This window comes from Thermococcus sp. GR5 (genome assembly GCF_012027535.1).
Taxonomy (GTDB): Archaea; Methanobacteriota_B; Thermococci; order Thermococcales; family Thermococcaceae; genus Thermococcus; species Thermococcus onnurineus.
Map to the genome: position 1 here is coordinate 23,513 of NZ_SNUN01000008.1, position 15,356 is coordinate 38,868.

18 protein-coding genes are annotated in these 15,356 nt (G+C 53.3%); 11 read left to right on the forward strand and 7 right to left on the reverse strand.

Going from position 1 to position 15,356, the window contains the following annotated elements; genetic code table 11:
* Positions 1 to 44 precede the first annotated feature (44 nt).
* From E3E33_RS08410 to E3E33_RS08425, 4 genes are read right to left on the reverse strand one after another with little or no spacing between them, the layout of a single operon-like run.
* The gene (locus E3E33_RS08410; RefSeq protein ID WP_012571556.1) at positions 45 to 941 is read right to left on the reverse strand and encodes an ABC transporter permease; all 897 of its coding nucleotides are present in this window, start codon (positions 939 to 941) and stop codon (positions 45 to 47) included.
* Positions 938 to 1,972 (reverse strand): ABC transporter permease, encoded by a 1,035-nt coding sequence (locus E3E33_RS08415; RefSeq protein ID WP_167711858.1) that lies wholly within the window; start codon positions 1,970 to 1,972, stop codon positions 938 to 940. Before E3E33_RS08415 ends, E3E33_RS08410 begins: the two co-directional genes overlap by 4 nt.
* Positions 1,965 to 3,491, reverse strand: a complete 1,527-nt coding sequence (locus E3E33_RS08420; RefSeq protein WP_012571554.1) for an ABC transporter ATP-binding protein — start codon at positions 3,489 to 3,491, stop codon at positions 1,965 to 1,967. Before E3E33_RS08420 ends, E3E33_RS08415 begins: the two co-directional genes overlap by 8 nt.
* A 46-nt stretch (positions 3,492 to 3,537) precedes the next feature.
* Entirely contained in the window at positions 3,538 to 4,761 is a 1,224-nt protein-coding gene (locus tag E3E33_RS08425) for a BMP family protein (RefSeq protein WP_012571553.1), read from the reverse strand.
* 123 nt (positions 4,762 to 4,884) lie between these two features.
* On the opposite strand from E3E33_RS08425, the gene E3E33_RS08430 reads away from it, so the two are divergent.
* Together E3E33_RS08430 and ftsY are read left to right on the forward strand one after the other, a co-directional pair.
* Entirely contained in the window at positions 4,885 to 5,334 is a 450-nt protein-coding gene (locus tag E3E33_RS08430) for a hypothetical protein (protein ID WP_167711873.1), read from the forward strand.
* A 140-nt stretch (positions 5,335 to 5,474) separates the two neighbouring features.
* A complete protein-coding gene (gene ftsY / locus E3E33_RS08435) occupies positions 5,475 to 6,380 on the forward strand; it encodes a signal recognition particle-docking protein FtsY (RefSeq protein ID WP_167711859.1) in 906 nt (301 codons plus the stop codon).
* A gap of 31 nt (positions 6,381 to 6,411) precedes the next feature.
* Here the strand turns inward: ftsY and E3E33_RS08440 are convergent, their stop codons facing one another.
* Both E3E33_RS08440 and surE read right to left on the reverse strand, forming a co-directional pair.
* Positions 6,412 to 6,909 carry a hypothetical protein gene (locus E3E33_RS08440; RefSeq protein WP_167711860.1) on the reverse strand — a complete coding sequence of 166 codons (498 nt, stop codon included), beginning with the start codon at positions 6,907 to 6,909 and terminating at the stop codon, positions 6,412 to 6,414.
* Positions 6,910 to 6,967: 58 nt separating this feature from the next.
* Positions 6,968 to 7,750 carry a 5'/3'-nucleotidase SurE gene (gene surE / locus E3E33_RS08445; RefSeq protein ID WP_012571549.1) on the reverse strand — a complete coding sequence of 261 codons (783 nt, stop codon included), beginning with the start codon at positions 7,748 to 7,750 and terminating at the stop codon, positions 6,968 to 6,970.
* 61 nt (positions 7,751 to 7,811) lie between these two features.
* Here surE and E3E33_RS08450 point away from each other — a divergent pair, with 61 nt between their 5' ends.
* The 9 genes from E3E33_RS08450 (at position 7,812) to E3E33_RS08490 (ending at position 14,851) form a co-directional block, all read left to right on the forward strand.
* Positions 7,812 to 8,783 (forward strand): archaeosine biosynthesis radical SAM protein RaSEA, encoded by a 972-nt coding sequence (locus E3E33_RS08450; protein WP_012571548.1) that lies wholly within the window; start codon positions 7,812 to 7,814, stop codon positions 8,781 to 8,783.
* A 150-nt stretch (positions 8,784 to 8,933) separates the two neighbouring features.
* Positions 8,934 to 9,206 carry a 2-oxoglutarate ferredoxin oxidoreductase subunit delta gene (locus tag E3E33_RS08455; protein WP_012571547.1) on the forward strand — a complete coding sequence of 91 codons (273 nt, stop codon included), beginning with the start codon at positions 8,934 to 8,936 and terminating at the stop codon, positions 9,204 to 9,206.
* 3 nt (positions 9,207 to 9,209) lie between these two features.
* A complete protein-coding gene (locus E3E33_RS08460) occupies positions 9,210 to 10,400 on the forward strand; it encodes a 2-oxoacid:acceptor oxidoreductase subunit alpha (protein WP_167711861.1) in 1,191 nt (396 codons plus the stop codon).
* Entirely contained in the window at positions 10,400 to 11,254 is an 855-nt protein-coding gene (locus tag E3E33_RS08465; protein ID WP_012571545.1) for a 2-oxoacid:ferredoxin oxidoreductase subunit beta, read from the forward strand. The genes E3E33_RS08460 and E3E33_RS08465 overlap by 1 nt, the downstream gene beginning before the upstream one ends.
* Positions 11,255 to 11,259: 5 nt before the next feature.
* A complete protein-coding gene (locus tag E3E33_RS08470; RefSeq protein ID WP_167711862.1) occupies positions 11,260 to 11,772 on the forward strand; it encodes a 2-oxoacid:ferredoxin oxidoreductase subunit gamma in 513 nt (170 codons plus the stop codon).
* Complete coding sequence (locus tag E3E33_RS08475; protein WP_167711863.1) at positions 11,769 to 12,917, forward strand: 2-oxoacid:acceptor oxidoreductase subunit alpha; 1,149 nt, start codon at positions 11,769 to 11,771, stop codon at positions 12,915 to 12,917. The genes E3E33_RS08470 and E3E33_RS08475 overlap by 4 nt, the downstream gene beginning before the upstream one ends.
* Positions 12,918 to 13,763: a 2-oxoacid:ferredoxin oxidoreductase subunit beta gene (locus E3E33_RS08480; RefSeq protein WP_012571542.1), complete on the forward strand. Its 846-nt coding sequence runs from the start codon at positions 12,918 to 12,920 to the stop codon at positions 13,761 to 13,763.
* The gene (locus tag E3E33_RS08485) at positions 13,760 to 14,320 is read left to right on the forward strand and encodes a 2-oxoacid:ferredoxin oxidoreductase subunit gamma (protein WP_167711864.1); all 561 of its coding nucleotides are present in this window, start codon (positions 13,760 to 13,762) and stop codon (positions 14,318 to 14,320) included. Before E3E33_RS08480 ends, E3E33_RS08485 begins: the two co-directional genes overlap by 4 nt.
* A gap of 60 nt (positions 14,321 to 14,380) precedes the next feature.
* The gene (locus E3E33_RS08490; RefSeq protein ID WP_167711865.1) at positions 14,381 to 14,851 is read left to right on the forward strand and encodes a DUF192 domain-containing protein; all 471 of its coding nucleotides are present in this window, start codon (positions 14,381 to 14,383) and stop codon (positions 14,849 to 14,851) included.
* On the opposite strand, the gene E3E33_RS08495 is transcribed toward E3E33_RS08490, so the two are convergent.
* A complete protein-coding gene (locus tag E3E33_RS08495) occupies positions 14,848 to 15,195 on the reverse strand; it encodes a 6-carboxytetrahydropterin synthase (RefSeq protein ID WP_167711866.1) in 348 nt (115 codons plus the stop codon). The two genes, E3E33_RS08490 and E3E33_RS08495, sit on opposite strands and share 4 nt — an antisense overlap.
* Positions 15,196 to 15,356 lie beyond the last annotated feature (161 nt).

Sequence of the window (15,356 nt, forward strand, 5' to 3'; positions counted from 1 at the left end):
TCCTTTCTCCCAACTTTGTCGGGAAAGAGAAAATGAGAAGAGGGTCACTCCCTCTTGTAGGGCCTGCCGTCCCACTTGGGCGGGCGGACCTTTCCTATTATTCCAGCCACAATGATGATGGTCATCACGTAGGGCAGCATCTGGACGAACTGCCACGGAACGACCTGGCTGGACTGGACCCATATTGCCAGCGTGTCAAAGAATCCGAAGAGGAATCCTCCGACCAGAGCCATTAGCGGGTTCCAGCCGCTGAACACCATGTTGGCGAGCGCTATGAAACCCCTTCCAGCTGCAACGTTCTTGGTGACCGCTCCGACCCAGTCTATACTGATGTATGCTCCAGCGAGACCCGCCAGTGCGGCACCGTACACTGCCGCCCAGAAGCGGTACTTCTCAACGTTCAGGCCTATGGCATCTGCCGCTTCTGGGTTCTCACCCATGGCCCTTATCCTCAGCCCAAGCGGCGTTTTGAAGAGCACCCAGTAGGTGACGAAAGTTATGACAAGGGTCACTATTATCATGGGACTGATGTTCCCGTAGGTGGTGTTCCAGTTGGGAACCCTGACGGTGTCTGGAACCTGGTGCTGACCTGCCGTTCCCCAGTAGGCCACGATACCGAAGGGGACGAGACCCATGGCGAGGAGGTTTATACCAATACCCGGGATGATGTGGTCTCCCTTGAGGTAGACCGTGATGAAGCCGTGGAGCATTCCGAGAAGGGCGCCGACGAAGGCTCCTCCAAGAAGGCCGATGAACCAGCTTCCACTGACTTCTGCCGCAATAGCGCCGAAGAAGGCACTTATCATTATGATTCCCTCGTAGCCGATGTTGACTATTCCAGCGCGCTCGCTGACAACCGCACCAACGCTCGTAAGGACTATGGGCACCATGGCCATCAGTGAGGTCACTAGGATTGGGACGATTGATGATCCGAGGCTCATGCCCTCACCCTCCTCAAGTTCTTGAATATGTCAATCAGACCAGGAATCGCGACGGCAACGACGATTATACCCTGAATGACGTAGATAATCTCGAGCGGAACCCCTGCTCCAATCTGCATCATTGTTGTTCCGGCACGGAGCATGCCAAAGAACATTGCCGCGAAGATTATGCCTAGTGGGTGATTTCTTCCGACGAGGGCAACGCCTATTCCGTCGAAACCATAGCCGTTGATGTTGGCCATTCCCTGGCTTATGGCATAAGTTGGAGGTCTTCCCATGACCTCAACGGCGCCAGCAAGACCACTCGCAAATCCGCCTATGACAAATGACCATATTATCGCTTTCTTTGGATCGATTCCCCCGTACTCTGCACCCTTCGGATTCATGCCGCTGGCCCTCATGCCGAAGCCCAGCTCAGTGTGCCAGAGGATGTAGTAAACGATGATGGAAGCTACGATGGCAAGTATGAACCCCACTGACAGATTTGAGCCGCCGAGGAGCGGAAGTCTTGCGCTTTCCGGGACGAGAATGGTCTTGTTAGGGTCGCTGGGGTTGGCATATGGGCCGGTGACGAGGTAGAGGACGGCATACCAGGCTATCCAGTTGAGCATGATAGTTGAGATAACTTCGTGAACACCGCGGAAGACCTTGAGGAAAGCTGCTGGAAGGCCCCACATCGCCCCAACCAGCATGCCCATGAGGAGCCCAAAGAGGACGTTGCCGTAGATGTTGGTGAATATTATCGCAGCTATTGCCCCGAAGTAAACAGAACCCTCGGCACCGATGTTAAAGATTCCTGTCCTAGCGCTTATTGCGAATGTCAGGGCGGTGAGCATGATCGGAGTGGCGTAGCTAAGTGTGGAGGCTATTCCTGATGTGGAACCGAGAGAACCCCTCAGGAGCCAATAATAGGCCTCAAAGGGGCTGTAACCGAACGCGAGGAGGATTATCGCACCTAGGAAGAATCCAATGAACACCGCCAGCAGGCTCTCCGCGAGCGGCTTGAGGGAGCCCTTCACTTTTTCATTCACGTCTGATCCCTCCCATCATCATTCCAATCTCTTCCTCTGTGACCTCCTCGGGCTTCACGATGCCCATGAACTCTCCCTCATACATGACGGCCATCCTGTCGCTCAGCTGGGTTACCTCATCAAGGTCGGCGGAAACGAGCAGAACGGCCTTGTTCTCGTTCCTGAGCTTGACGAGGTAGTTCCTAATGTACTCAGTGGAGGCAACGTCAACACCCCTTGTGGGCTGGGATGCGACTATCAAGACAGGCTCCTTGCTTACCTCTCTGGCAACGATGAGCTTCTGCTGGTTTCCACCGCTCAGGCTCTTTGCTGGAGCGTTTATACCTGGAACGACTACATCGAACTGCTCAACGAGTTTTTTAGCGTGCTCCCTGACGGCGTTCCACCTTATCGAGTTGAGCGGTCCTTTGAATTTCTCCCTCCACTGAAGGCCGAGGATCGAGTTCTCGGCGACGCTCATGTCAACGATGAGACCCATGTTTATTCTGTCCTCTGGAATATGGGCCAGCCCGAGGTCGTAGAGCTCTCTCGGTGGCCTGTCTGTGATGTCCTTACCGTTTAGAATGATCTTTCCTCTCTCAACCTTTCTGAGACCGGTTATGGCCTCTATGAGCTCCGTCTGACCGTTGCCCTCAACGCCGGCTATACCGAATATTTCGCCGGCGTGAACCTCAAAGGAGAGACCCTTAACGGCGTCCTCACCTCTGTCGCCCTTAACCCAGAGGTTCTCAACCTTAAGAATAGGCGCTCCCGGCTCTTTGGGGGGCTTCTCCACCCTGAGAACGACCTCCCTTCCAACCATCATCTTGGCGAGTATCTGGGGCGTTGCGTCCTTGGTGTCTATGGTTCCTATGAGCTCGCCCTTCCTGAGGACGGTAACGCGGTCAGTTATCTCGATGACCTCCTTGAGCTTGTGGCTGATGAAGATTATCGTCTTACCCTGGCTCTTCAGCAGGTTGAGAACCCTGAACAGCTCTTTGACCTCTATCGGCGTTAGAACAGCCGTCGGCTCGTCGAGGATAAGTATGTCGACATCCCTGAAGAGCATCTTGAGGATTTCAATCCTCTGCTGGACACCGACGGGCAGCTTCTCAACCGGAATATCAAGGGGAACCTGGAAGTTCAGCTCGTCCATCAGCTTCTGGAGCTTTTCCGTGGCCTTTACCACATCTATCTTCGAGAATAAACTGTGCCCCTCCATCCCGAGGATTATGTTCTCAAGAGCGTTAAACACCTCAACAAGCGTGAAGTGCTGGTGGACGATACCAATGCCCTTTTCCAAGGCATCTGCAGGGCTTTTAAAGTGAACTTCCTCACCGTTTATGTAAATTTTACCCTCCGTGGGCTTTATCATGCCGGAGAGAATCTTCATGAGGGTGGTCTTACCTGCTCCGTTCTCACCTAACAGACCATGAATCTCGCCCTTTTTAACGGAAAAGTCAACACCCTTCAGAGCCTTCGTACCATCAGAGTAAACCTTCACAATGTTCTTCATCTGTATCAGCGGCACTTCTTCCATGGCGACACCCCCTGCAAAGAGAAACGGAAAAAGAAGAAAAAGGTTCTCAACCCATCATCTCGGTCCAGTCGTTGGCGTTCCTTATCTTCTCAATGCCGTCCTTGTCCATTGGCGCTGGAACCTGGATCTCGCCGTTGATTATTTTCTGCTTGAGCTCGTCAATGGCCTGCCAGACCCAGTCGGGAACCTGCTTCCTGGTCTCCTCGAGCTTGGCGAAGAGCTGATCCTCGCTGTCGAATCCAAGCTCCTGGAGTTTCTGCTTCTTGGTGTCCTCCGGGAGGGAGTTGAACATCTCCTTAACGTCCTCGATGGTGCTTATTCCAACACCGCCCTCCTTGAGACCGAGCTCGACGACACCGCCCTTGAAGGTGCCCTCGACGGCCGCTTTAACGGCGGTGTAGACACCGACGTCAACTCTCTTCATCATGCTTGCGATGATGATGCCAGGCTTGATCCAGTCCTGGGCTGAGTCAACACCGATAGCGAACGGCGGTCCCATGTCCTTACCCTGGGCCTTCAGAGCCTCGGCGACGGCATCAAAGACACCAACACCGGTTCCACCGGCGACCTGGTAGATGACCCAAGCGCCCTGCTGGAGCTGGGCCTGGGCGGCAGCCTTACCCTTGGCCGCGTCGGTGAAGGTTCCGGTGTACTGGTAGATAACGTCGACCTTCTTGTTGGTGCTCATCTTCTGGTTGTAGTAGTCAACGCCCCATGAAACACCGAACCTGTATCCAGCCTCGAACTTGTAGAGAACCGGGATCTCCATGCCGAGGACGATACCGACCTTGTCCTTGTCGTCGTTGGCGGCGACCATTCCTGCAAGGGCGCCGACAAGTGCTGAACCCTCGTTCTCCTTGAAGAGTATCATCATGACGTTGTCTGGCATCTCTGGGTCAAATCCGTCGATGATGGCGAACTTCTGATCGGGGTACTTGGCGGCGACCTGCTTAACGGCATCGGTCATCATGAAACCGACAGCAATAATTATCTCATACTCGCCCTGCTGGGCAAGGGTCTCAAGGTTCTGGAGATAGTCAGTCTCCTTGGCGCTCTGGACCTCAACCAGCTCCAGGTTGAAGTCCTTAGCTGCCTTTGAAGCACCAAGGTAAGCCATGTCGTTGAAGCTCAGGTCACCCCTGCCACCGACGTCATAGACGATGGCTATCTTGCCCTTGGTAGTGGTCTCTTCTCCTCCACCTATGCAGCCGCTGGCCACGACGCTAATGGCCAGGAGGCCGATTAAAAACAGACTTAACCACTTCTTCATGTTAACACCCCTGGAGTTTTCAAAGGTATAACTCCAAGTCGAGATATATACTTTGCGGTCTTGAGAACGCCGGAAATTTGAGAAAGAATTTTAACTATCTGGTAAAAGTTTTTTGTGATGACAATGCTGAAGGAAATAGCCGAACTGAATTCGGGAGTCGTTTTAATAACTGGTGACGGCAAGAGACTCGCAAAGATATACCTCGATGTCTGGAGTAAGAGAACGAAGGCCATACTCGTCGAATACCTCCCATTTCAAGTCAATGGGGAGGTCTACATCGGCTCGCCCTACGAGGGTAGGGACTTCGATGTTTACTTCATAGTGAACCCACTCTCTCGTTCAAAGGCAGAGAGAGAAAAGCTTCACCGCTGGCTCGAGCAGAACAGGGATAAGCTCATCCTGCTCTACGAGACGAAGTACGTAAAGGACTCAATAACGCGCTACCGAATCCGGGAGTTCATTGACTACCTCATAGCCTACAAGAGGGAAACCGTAGGCTTCGAGAGGGTCGATGTCATGCGCCTTGAGAATGGAAGGGTGGTGGAAAGCAAGACGTACATCAGAAGGAGCTGATTTATAAACATCTTTAGGATAACTCACCATCGCCCGATGACGAGCGGTTTCGGGTCTGAGGTGTGATGACACCAGCTATCGCAGAGGGCATTTCATAATAATTATATACGTCCAAGCGTCTCGCTCATCAGGTGGTGAATATGTTCAGAAAGCTGAAGGAGAAGCTAGGCTCATTCGTCGAGAAGGTTTCCCAGACTGAGATAAGAGAGAAAGACGTCGAGAACGCCCTCTGGGATCTTGAGCTAGAACTCCTCGAGGCTGACGTTGCCCTCGAAACGGTGGAGGCTCTCAGGGAGAAGATAAAAGAGAAGCTCGTCGGCCAGAAGGTCAAGATAGGGACGAACAAGAAGGGACTAGTAGAGAAAGCCGTTAGGGAGGCTGTTCTGGAGGTGCTGACCCCAGAGAAGAGGATAGACCTCCTCGAGATGATTCGCTCAAAGGAAGAAAAGCCCTTCGTCATAGCCTTTGTTGGCTTCAACGGCTCGGGGAAAACCACGACCATAGCCAAGCTCGCCCACTGGCTCAAGAAGAACGGCCTTTCCGTCGTCATAGCAGCGAGCGACACCTTCAGAGCAGGGGCAATAGAGCAGGTAGAAGAGCACGCAAAGCGTGTTGGTGTTAAGGTTATCAAGCACTCCTACGGCGCTGATCCGGCGGCGGTAGCCTACGACGCAATAGGGCACGCGAAAGCGAGGGGCGTTGATGTTGTCCTCATAGACACCGCAGGGAGGAATGAGCTCAACAGGAACCTTATGGACGAAATGAAGAAGATAGTGCGCGTTACCAAGCCTGACCTTGTCATCTTCGTCGGTGACAGCTTAGCCGGAAACGCCGTGGTAGAGCAGGCAAAGCAGTTCAACGAGGCTGTTAGGATAGATGGGGTAATTCTCACAAAGCTCGATGCCGACGCCCGTGGTGGGGCCGCACTCAGCATAAGCCACGCCATAGGGGCGCCGATACTCTTCGTCGGCGTCGGTCAGGGCTACGATGACCTCAAGCCCTTCGACGAGAAGTGGTTCGTTGAGAGGATTTTTGGGGAGGCCTAAGACTCCCATCCTTTTTCTCGGTGTTTCCATGTTAGACTGCCACAGCGACACCCATGCGGATTAAAGCCCACAGCATGAACGCCACCACGACCGAGGTTAGTACAAGGAAGGCGATGCCAGCCTTGTTGTCCCGGTAATAGTCTCCCATACTCCAAGCAACTACCAAAGGGAAAGAGAGCGACACGATGAGCATCAGAGTGAATGAGGACAACGAAGGGACACCAACTATCGCAGGCAGGGTCGTGATGAGTAAAGCCGAGAACGCAGTAACCATGGCGGCGGCTTTGAAGTGCTCAACCCTTCTCCATTGCCAGAGAAGCAGAAGGAGCAGGGCGGGTATTAAAGCCAGAGCTGGAAGGGTGAAGTTGGGTTTGTAGTGGAAGTTGCAGGCGGGAGGCATCAGGGACCAGCAGTCAGCACCTATGTAGTAGTCCCTGGGAAGCCAGAATAGAGAAATCTCACCAAAAAACACAATGGTGAAGGCAGGAAGGTAAACTGAGATCAGCTTGGACAGGCTGTTCTTTGTCATAAACACCACTGCAACACATCCTGTTCTCAGGAAGACAACAACTCATTTGACCATTCGATTATAAGCCTGATCTCAGCAGCCTCTCAACCTCTTTCAAGTCAACCCCCGCTGTCATGTCTATGTTTATCGGCGTCACGCTGACCTTCCTCTCCACCTTTAGGGTGTAAGCATCCGTCCCGGGCTCGAACTTCTCGCACTTCCTGCCGACTATCCAGTAGTAAGGATATCCCCTTGGGTCGATGCGCTCCTCAATGGTTGGCCGGTACCTTCTCCTCGCGAGCCTCGTCACTTTTATCCCCGTCTCCGGGGTGGCATCGTTCGGGATGTTCACGTTGAGCATGTCAACGCCCTTTGGAAGGCCCTTCTCGAGGACGGTCCTGGTTATTCTCCTCAGGAAGTGCGACGCAACTGAGAAGTCTATCCCCTCGCCCTCGCTGAGGGTCTTTCTCCAGTCGACCTCGAGGCTTATCGCTATGCTGGGAATCCCATGGGTGGCGGTTTCTATGGCAGCGGAGGCCGTTCCGGAGACTGTTATCTCTGTGCTCAGGTTCTCTCCGAGGTTGATACCGCTTATCGCCAGGTCGAAGTGGGTGAACCTTGCAAGAGCAAAGATGACGCAATCAACGGGCATGCCGTCTAGGCCGTAGGCAACCTTTGCCCCTGGCACGTTCACAAGCTTTGCCCTCAGCGGCTTGTGAAGCGTCATGGCTCTTCCGCTGGCGCTCCTCTGGAAGAGAGGAGCAACGACATAAACCTCTCCAAGGTCTTTAACGGCCTCTACAGCGGCACGGATGCCTTTTGAATAAATTCCGTCATCGTTAGTTATGAGTATCCTGGGCATACTATGAACTAAGGCCTCACCTTTAAAAACCTTGATTTCCAGCCTAAGCTGGTGTTAAAAGATGACGTACTGGACGAGTGAGGACAACGTTGCTGGAAAGCCCGGGACTGCACTCTTCATAATCCTGCCCACGATAGGCTGCTATCGCTTTAGGATAGGCCAGGCCTGCTACATGTGCGCATACCCAACGGCAGCTCCAAAGGTTAGATGGAGCCAGGATGCCCTAGTCGATTACGTTAGAGAGGCCTTAAAGAAGGTAGAGGGCAGGAAGAGGGTTGCAGTGAGGATGTTCACCTCAGGTTCATTCCTCGACAACGGCGAGCTAAAACCTGAAACGAGGAGAAAAATCTTCGAGATTCTTGCGGGAATGGAGAATGTAGAAGAGATTGTGATAGAGAGCAGGAGCGAACTTGTTCGCTACGACGCGGTTAGAGAGCTCGCAGAGATAGTTCCAGACAAGCATTTTGAGGTAGCCATAGGGCTCGAAACCGCCAACGATGACATAGCCGACGTTTCAATAAACAAAGGCAACACCTTCGACGACTTCGTTAAGGCTGCAGAGATAACACACGAAGCGGGTGCGAAGGTGAAAACGTACCTCCTCCTGAAGACGATCTTCCTTAGTGAGCGCGACGGCATAGAGGACGTCAAGGCGAGCATCATAAAAGCCGAGCCCTACACGGACACCTTTTCCATAAATATCACTGACATCCAGAAAGGGACGCTCTATGAGAGACTCTGGGAGAAGGGTGAATACCGCCCGCCCTGGCTCTGGAGCGCGGTGGAGATACTCCTGTGGGCAAAGAAGCGCTTCCCAGACAAGAGAATCCTAAGCGACCCTGTTGGAGCGGGTTCGAGACGTGGCCCCCACAACTGCCTCACCGACTACGACAGGCAGATAGGCAGAGCGATAAAGAAGTTCTCCGCAACGCAGGATCTCAAATACATCGAGAACCTCAAGCCCGAGTGCAGGGAGAGATGGGAGTACATAGTCGAGAACGGTCTCCTCGACTGGCAGTTGATGACGTGGTGAATGGATTTCGTTTTTAAAATGCTTTTTATGCGCTCTTTTCGACCCATTTTTAATGTCCGTCGGGCTTCTTTGATGATCATAGATGTACCTCCACGAAAGCTTTAAATGTTTACATACGTAAACGGGTTTAACAAATCGTGGGTGATGATTATGGCAAACGTCGAAGGGAAAACCGTGGTTGAAAGGGATGGTTACCTCGTGGTTGGAAGGGCTGAGGATGTTGTGGAAATCAATGTCGATACTTTTCTGTGCAAGGGCTGTGGAATCTGTGTTGAAATGTGCCCCAGGAAGGTCTTTGAGTGGAGCAAGGAGCTGAGCGAAAAGGGAGTTCACTATCCGGTTCCCGTGCACGCCGAGAAATGCGTTAAATGTAAGCTCTGTGAGCTTCTCTGCCCGGACTTTGCCATAGCAGTAAGGTGGTGACTCATGATAATCCGAGGTGATGAGCCTGAACAGCTCAGGCTTTTGAAGAGGCTTTACAAGCCGGGCAACTACTTCTTGCAGGGCAACGAGGCCGTTGCATACGGTGCGCTCTTTGCAGGCTGTCGTTTTTACGCAGGATATCCAATCACCCCCTCAAGCGAGATAGCCGAGACGATGGCAAGAGAGCTGCCCAAGCTTGGCGGCTACTACCTTCAGATGGAGGATGAAATCGGAAGCATTGCTGCAATGGTAGGGGCTTCTTGGACTGGATTCAAGGTCATGACCGCAACGGCTGGACCCGGATTTTCGCTCATGCAGGAAAACCTCGGCTACGCAGTAATGACGGAGACTCCCCTCGTTCTGGTCGACGTTCAGAGAAGCGGTCCAAGCACGGGGCAGGCCACCAAGGGTGCTCAGGGTGACTTCTTCCAGGCGAGATGGGGAACTCACGGAGACCACCCGATAGTTGCCGTCTCACCGATAAGTGTTGAAGACGCCTTCTGGGAAACTGTGAGGGCCTTTAACATCTCCGAGAAGCTCAGAACCCCGGTTGTTGTGCTCTTCGACGGTGTTCTTGCCCACACGAGGGAACAGATAAAGATCCCCGACGTGGAAGAAATCGAGATAACCTACCGCAAACTGCCAAAGAATGAGGAGGAGGCAAAGCTTCCCTTCGGAGACCCGCACGGCGATGGTGTCCCACCGATGCCCCTCTTCGGCCACGGCTACTTCACCCATGTAACCGGCTCCACACACAAGGAGAACGGTCTTAGGGACGTTTACACTCCGGAAGTTCACGACAGGCTCGTGAGAAGAATTCACAGGAAGATAGAGCAGAATAAGCACGTTTATGAGAAGTACGAGGAGTACTTTACGGATGATGCCGAGATACTCGTCGTCAGCTGGGGCGTTACCGCGAGGCCCTCACTCGGAGCGGTACTGAAAGCCAGGGAGGAAGGAACAAGGGTCGGCCTCTTCGTTCCGAAGACCGTCCACCCGTTCCCGGGGAAGAGAATAAAAGAGCTCGGAAAGAAGGTTCGCGCAATACTTGTTCCCGAGATGAACCTTGGCCAGCTAATCCTTGAAGTCCAGCGCTTCGTCTACGACGACGTTCTTCTCAAAGGCGTGAACAAGATAGGCGGTGTTCCTCTGACCGTTGAGGAAATCCTGCGCGAGATAAGGGGTGTTGCCTGATGGCAAAGGAAATCTATTCCACTTATCCGATGGTCAAATATCTCCGTAAGGAGGCCCTGCCCACAGCCCTCTGTCCAGGATGTGGTGGCGGAACCGTTCTCAACGCCTTTGCAAATGCAGTTGACCAGCTTAGGATAGACCCGAAGGATTTGGTCGTCGTCAGCGGTATAGGATGTTCCGCATGGATTGCTTCTCCCTACTTCCTAGCCGACACCCTTCACACGACTCACGGGAGGGCAATAGCCTTCGCGACGGGAGTTAAGGTCGGTTTGCCGGACAAGAAGGTCGTCGTCATAAGTGGCGACGGTGATCTGGCCAGCATAGGCGGAAACCATCTCCTCCACGCCGCGAGGAGGAACATAGACATAACGGTAATCCTCGTCAACAACTTCATCTACGGAATGACCGGCGGCCAGGTGGCTCCGACGACACCCTTTGGGGCAAAGACCACCACCAGCCCGTACAGAAACATAGAGCACCCACTCCAGATCTCCGAGACTGTTGCTGCCGCTGGAGCTTCATACGTGGCAAGGTGGACTACCGCCCACGTCTACCAGCTCATAGAGAGCATTAAGAAAGCCCTCCAGGTTAAGGGATTCTCCCTCGTCGAGGTCATTTCCCAGTGTCCTGTCCAGTACGGAAGGAGGAACAAGATGAAGGAGCCGGCAGAGATGCTCCGCTGGTTCCTCAAGAACAGCGTCCCCGTGGGCAAAGCTAAGAAGATGTCACCGGAAGAGCTTGAGGGCAAGTTCATCATCGGCGAGATAATCAACAGACAGAGGCCCGAGTTCACCGAAGAGCTGAACAAGCTTATTGATGAAGTCCAGGAGCATTTCGGCCTTAAGGGGGAGTGAGAGCCATGCAGATTAGGTTCGCAGGCATAGGCGGCCAGGGTGTCGTCCTGGCCGGTGTTATCCTTGGCGAGGCGGCCGCGATTGAGGGTCTGAACGTTCTTCAAACGCAGGACTACAGCTCGGCCTCCCGCGGCGGTCACTCCATAGCGGACGTCATCATCTCAAAGGAGCCAATTTACGATGTCATTGTCACCAAGGCTGACGTTCTGGTTGCCCTCCACCAGCTCGGCCACGACACCGTTAAGGAGGAGCTGAAGGAAGATGGCATTCTCATCATCGACACTGACCTTGTCAAGCCTGATAAGGATTACATCGGTGCCCCCTTCACGCGCCTGGCCGAGGAGAACACCGGGCTCGCTTTGACTGTTAACATGGTAGCCCTTGGCTATCTGGTCGCGAAGACCGGTGTTGTGAAAAAGGAAAACGTGGAAGAGGCCATAAAGAGGCGCGTCCCGAAGGGGACGGAGGAGATAAACATCAAGGCATTCAATGCCGGCTATGAGGAGGGATTGAAATGAGATACCCGTTTCCTGTCGGTAAGAGCGACTTCATCCAGGGTGATGAAGCCATAGCAAGAGCAGCTATCTTGGCAGGCTGCCGCTTTTACGCTGGCTATCCAATAACTCCCGCGAGCGAGATTTTTGAGGCCATGGCCCTCTACATGCCGCTCGTCGATGGAGTGAGCATACAGATGGAGGACGAAATAGCAAGTATCGCCGCTATAATTGGCGCATCTTGGGCAGGGGCTAAGGCCATGACTGCAACGAGCGGCCCTGGCTTCTCGCTCATGCAGGAGAACCTTGGATATGCTGTGATGACGGAAACACCGATAGTCGTTGTCGACGTCCAGAGAAGTGGTCCGAGCACGGGTCAGCCGACGTTAGCTGCACAGGGCGACATAATGCAGGCAATATGGGGCACTCACGGTGACCACAGCCTAATCGTTCTCAGCCCGTCAACCGTTCAGGAAGCCTTCGACATGACGATAAGAGCCTTCAACTTGGCTGAGAAGTACAGAACTCCAGTGGTCCTCCTTACCGACGCTGAGATAGCCCACATGCGCGAGAGGGTTTACATACCTAATCCGGACGAGATAGAGCTTATAGAGAGGAAGCTCCCCGCCAACGAGGAAGAGGCGAAGTATCCCTTTGGGGACATCCACGGCGATAGAGTTCCGCCGATGCCGATATTCGGCAGGGGCTACCGCACCTACGTCACCGGTTTAACCCACGATGAGCGCGGAAGACCAAAGACCGTTGATGCTGAAGTCCACGAGAGGCTCATCAGGAGGATAGTCAGTAAAATTGAGAATAACAAGCATGACATAATCTCCTACGAGACCTACGCGCTTGATGATGCGGAGATAGCAATAATCACCACTGGAATAGTCGCCCGTTCAGCCATCAGAGCTGTCAAGTTACTGCGCGAGAGGGACATCAAAGCAGGCCTGCTCAAGCTCAACACCATCTGGCCATTTGACTTCGACATGATCGAAGAGCTGGCGGAGCGCGTGAAGAAGATATACGTGCCGGAGATGAACCTCGGACAGCTTTACCACCTCGTCAGAGAGGGGGCAAACGGAAAAGCCGAAGTCGAGCTGATAAGCAAGATCGGCGGCGAGGTTCACACTCCGATGGAGATAGTCGAGAGGGTGGTGGGCTGAATGTACCTAAAGTCCGCTTACGAGATTCGCGATAAATACTTGAGAAAGGACATGCTCCCGACGATATTCTGTCCGGGCTGTGGAATAGGCTCGGCCCTTCAGTACACACTCAGAGCCATAGACGACCTTGGCCTCAACCCGGACGAGATAGTCTGGGTCAGCGGTATAGGATGTTCCTCCCGCGTTCCGGGATTCGTCAATTTCGATGGGCTGCACACAACCCACGGAAGGGCCTTAGCGTTTGCCACGGGTATAAAGCTCGCCAATCCAAAGCTCAAGATAATCGCCTTCATGGGTGACGGTGACGCGGCAGCTATCGGAGGAAACCACTTCATCCACGCCATAAGGAGGAACCTCGACGTCACGGTGATACTTATCAACAACTTCACCTACGGAATGACGGGCGGCCAGGTGGCCCCTACAGCCCTCAAAGGCTTGCGTGGAACTACTGCTCCCTACGGTCAGTTCGAGAACCCCTTTGATATAGCGGATCTCGCCGTTTCAGCAGGGGCCAACTACGTCGCCCGCTGGAGCGTCTTCAACTACCTCCAGGGAATCAACAGCATCAAGAAGGCACTTCAAAAGGAGGGCTTTACGCTCGTTGAATTCCTCTCGCCGTGTCCTATAAGCTTCGGAAGGAGGAACAGGATGAAGACGTCTCCAGAACTGCTCCGCTGGTATCAGAAGATAACCGTACCGATAAGCAAGGCCAAAAATATGTCTCCGGAAGAGCTCGAGGGCAAGATCGTCATCGGTGAGTTCGCCGACAGGGACAGGCCGGGTCTCGTTAGGGAGTACGAGGAGTACAAGAAGAGGGCCAAGAGGATGATGGGGTGGGAAGAATGAGGAAGGAAATCCTCTTCAGCGGTTTCGGCGGCCAGGGTGTTATCCTCGCCAGCGTCATCCTTGGCAGAGCCGCTGCCGTTTATGAGAACCTCTACGCGGTTCAGACGCAGGCGTACGGGCCGGAGTCAAGGGGTGGAGCGAGCAGGGCTGAGGTGGTGATAAGTGACGAGCCGATCGACTATCCCAAGACCGTCCACCCGGACTGCGCGGTCTTCTTCTCCCAGGAGGCCTACAGCAAGTACCTCCACACCGTCAAGGAAGGAGCCACAATAATAGTCGAGAGCGACCTCGTGCCGCACCGCGATGAGGAGTTCGAGAAGAAGCTGAAGGTTTACGCCCTCCCTCTAACGGAAACAGCGGAGGAAACCACCGGCCTTAGTTTAACAATGAACATACTCACCCTTGGCCTGCTGGTCGCCCTAACGGACGTCGTGAGCAGGGAAGCAATAGAAAAGGCCGTCCTCGACGCTGTCCCAAAGGGGACAGAGGAGATAAACCTCAGGGCGCTCCACAAAGGCTTTGAGCTTGGTGAGAAAGCAAAGAAAGGCGAGCTCTGAGTTCGTCTATTTTTCTTTCATTTCCCAAAAACTTATCAACCGGGGAGTAGAGTTGGTTCTATGCTCGTAAACGAGACCAAGGGCAGGATATGGCACGGAAGGGTAAGGCTCGCAGACACGTTCTTCAAGCGGTTTAGAGGCCTAATGCTGGTTAGAGACATCAACTACGCGCTTGTTTTTGTATTGCCAGCCGAAACGAGGGCTAACGCTTCGATTCACATGTTCTTCATGCTGGGTGATATCGACGTTATCTGGCTTGACTCCTCCCGCCGCGTGGTGGATTTCAAGACCGCCAGAAAGTGGCGAGTCTATGTCCCTAAGAAGGCCGCCCGGTACATCATTGAGGGCCCGGTTGGGATGATAAACGTCCTCGAGGTTGAGGAAGGGGATTTAATAAGCTGGTCACCAACAGAGGAGAAAAACAAGGCCGTTCCTGTAAAGATTTCGCTGCCGGAGAAGATTTCCTTTGAAGGCTCGAACGGCATAGCGATTGCCGAGAGCGTTAAGGAAATAAGGACGGAGAAAGCTTAAAACTCAAACTCCACTCCGTTTCCCTCTCCTTCCCAGAGAACTATCCTCTGGAGTCTGACATCCTTAGGGAGCCTCTTCTCAATCTCTTTCGCTATCCAGAGGGCGACGTTCTCAGTCGTCGGGTTCTCAAAGAGGGCGTTGAGGTTCCTGTGGTCGAGCCTCTCGATGATTTCATTGACTATTCTTCTCAGCTCAAGGAAGTTCATAACGTAGCCGTTCCTCAGCGGCCCCTCCACCGCCACCTCAAGCCAGAAGGTATGACCATGTATTTCCTCAGGCTTTCCGCCGATTACAACGGCATGTGCCGCCTCAAATTTGAAGCGTTCGATGATGCGGGACTTCATTTTACTCACCCTGACTTTCCTACCATCCGAAATCCAAATTAGCGTCAACGCCCTAAAACCTTTGGGGATCTATTTATGTATAACTCAACATATTTTCGACCTTTAAAAATAACCCACCGTAATGCTTAAAACCCGCAGGTCTTATAAGGGACTAAAACGAC

What these genes read in the sequence shown, in the direction of transcription:
- E3E33_RS08410 (WP_012571556.1), bottom strand. Translation starts at nt 941, where the DNA reads ATGAGCCTCGGATCATCAATCGTCCCAATCCTAGTGACCTCACTGATG.
- E3E33_RS08420 (WP_012571554.1), bottom strand. Translation starts at nt 3,491, where the DNA reads ATGGAAGAAGTGCCGCTGATACAGATGAAGAACATTGTGAAGGTTTAC.
- E3E33_RS08425 (WP_012571553.1), bottom strand. Translation starts at nt 4,761, where the DNA reads ATGAAGAAGTGGTTAAGTCTGTTTTTAATCGGCCTCCTGGCCATTAGC.
- E3E33_RS08430 (WP_167711873.1), top strand. Translation starts at nt 4,885, where the DNA reads ATGCTGAAGGAAATAGCCGAACTGAATTCGGGAGTCGTTTTAATAACT.
- ftsY (WP_167711859.1), top strand. Translation starts at nt 5,475, where the DNA reads ATGTTCAGAAAGCTGAAGGAGAAGCTAGGCTCATTCGTCGAGAAGGTT.
- E3E33_RS08440 (WP_167711860.1), bottom strand. Translation starts at nt 6,909, where the DNA reads ATGACAAAGAACAGCCTGTCCAAGCTGATCTCAGTTTACCTTCCTGCC.
- surE (WP_012571549.1), bottom strand. Translation starts at nt 7,750, where the DNA reads ATGCCCAGGATACTCATAACTAACGATGACGGAATTTATTCAAAAGGC.
- E3E33_RS08450 (WP_012571548.1), top strand. Translation starts at nt 7,812, where the DNA reads ATGACGTACTGGACGAGTGAGGACAACGTTGCTGGAAAGCCCGGGACT.
- E3E33_RS08455 (WP_012571547.1), top strand. Translation starts at nt 8,934, where the DNA reads ATGGCAAACGTCGAAGGGAAAACCGTGGTTGAAAGGGATGGTTACCTC.
- E3E33_RS08460 (WP_167711861.1), top strand. Translation starts at nt 9,210, where the DNA reads ATGATAATCCGAGGTGATGAGCCTGAACAGCTCAGGCTTTTGAAGAGG.
- E3E33_RS08465 (WP_012571545.1), top strand. Translation starts at nt 10,400, where the DNA reads ATGGCAAAGGAAATCTATTCCACTTATCCGATGGTCAAATATCTCCGT.
- E3E33_RS08470 (WP_167711862.1), top strand. Translation starts at nt 11,260, where the DNA reads ATGCAGATTAGGTTCGCAGGCATAGGCGGCCAGGGTGTCGTCCTGGCC.
- E3E33_RS08475 (WP_167711863.1), top strand. Translation starts at nt 11,769, where the DNA reads ATGAGATACCCGTTTCCTGTCGGTAAGAGCGACTTCATCCAGGGTGAT.
- E3E33_RS08480 (WP_012571542.1), top strand. Translation starts at nt 12,918, where the DNA reads ATGTACCTAAAGTCCGCTTACGAGATTCGCGATAAATACTTGAGAAAG.
- E3E33_RS08485 (WP_167711864.1), top strand. Translation starts at nt 13,760, where the DNA reads ATGAGGAAGGAAATCCTCTTCAGCGGTTTCGGCGGCCAGGGTGTTATC.
- E3E33_RS08490 (WP_167711865.1), top strand. Translation starts at nt 14,381, where the DNA reads ATGCTCGTAAACGAGACCAAGGGCAGGATATGGCACGGAAGGGTAAGG.
- E3E33_RS08495 (WP_167711866.1), bottom strand. Translation starts at nt 15,195, where the DNA reads ATGAAGTCCCGCATCATCGAACGCTTCAAATTTGAGGCGGCACATGCC.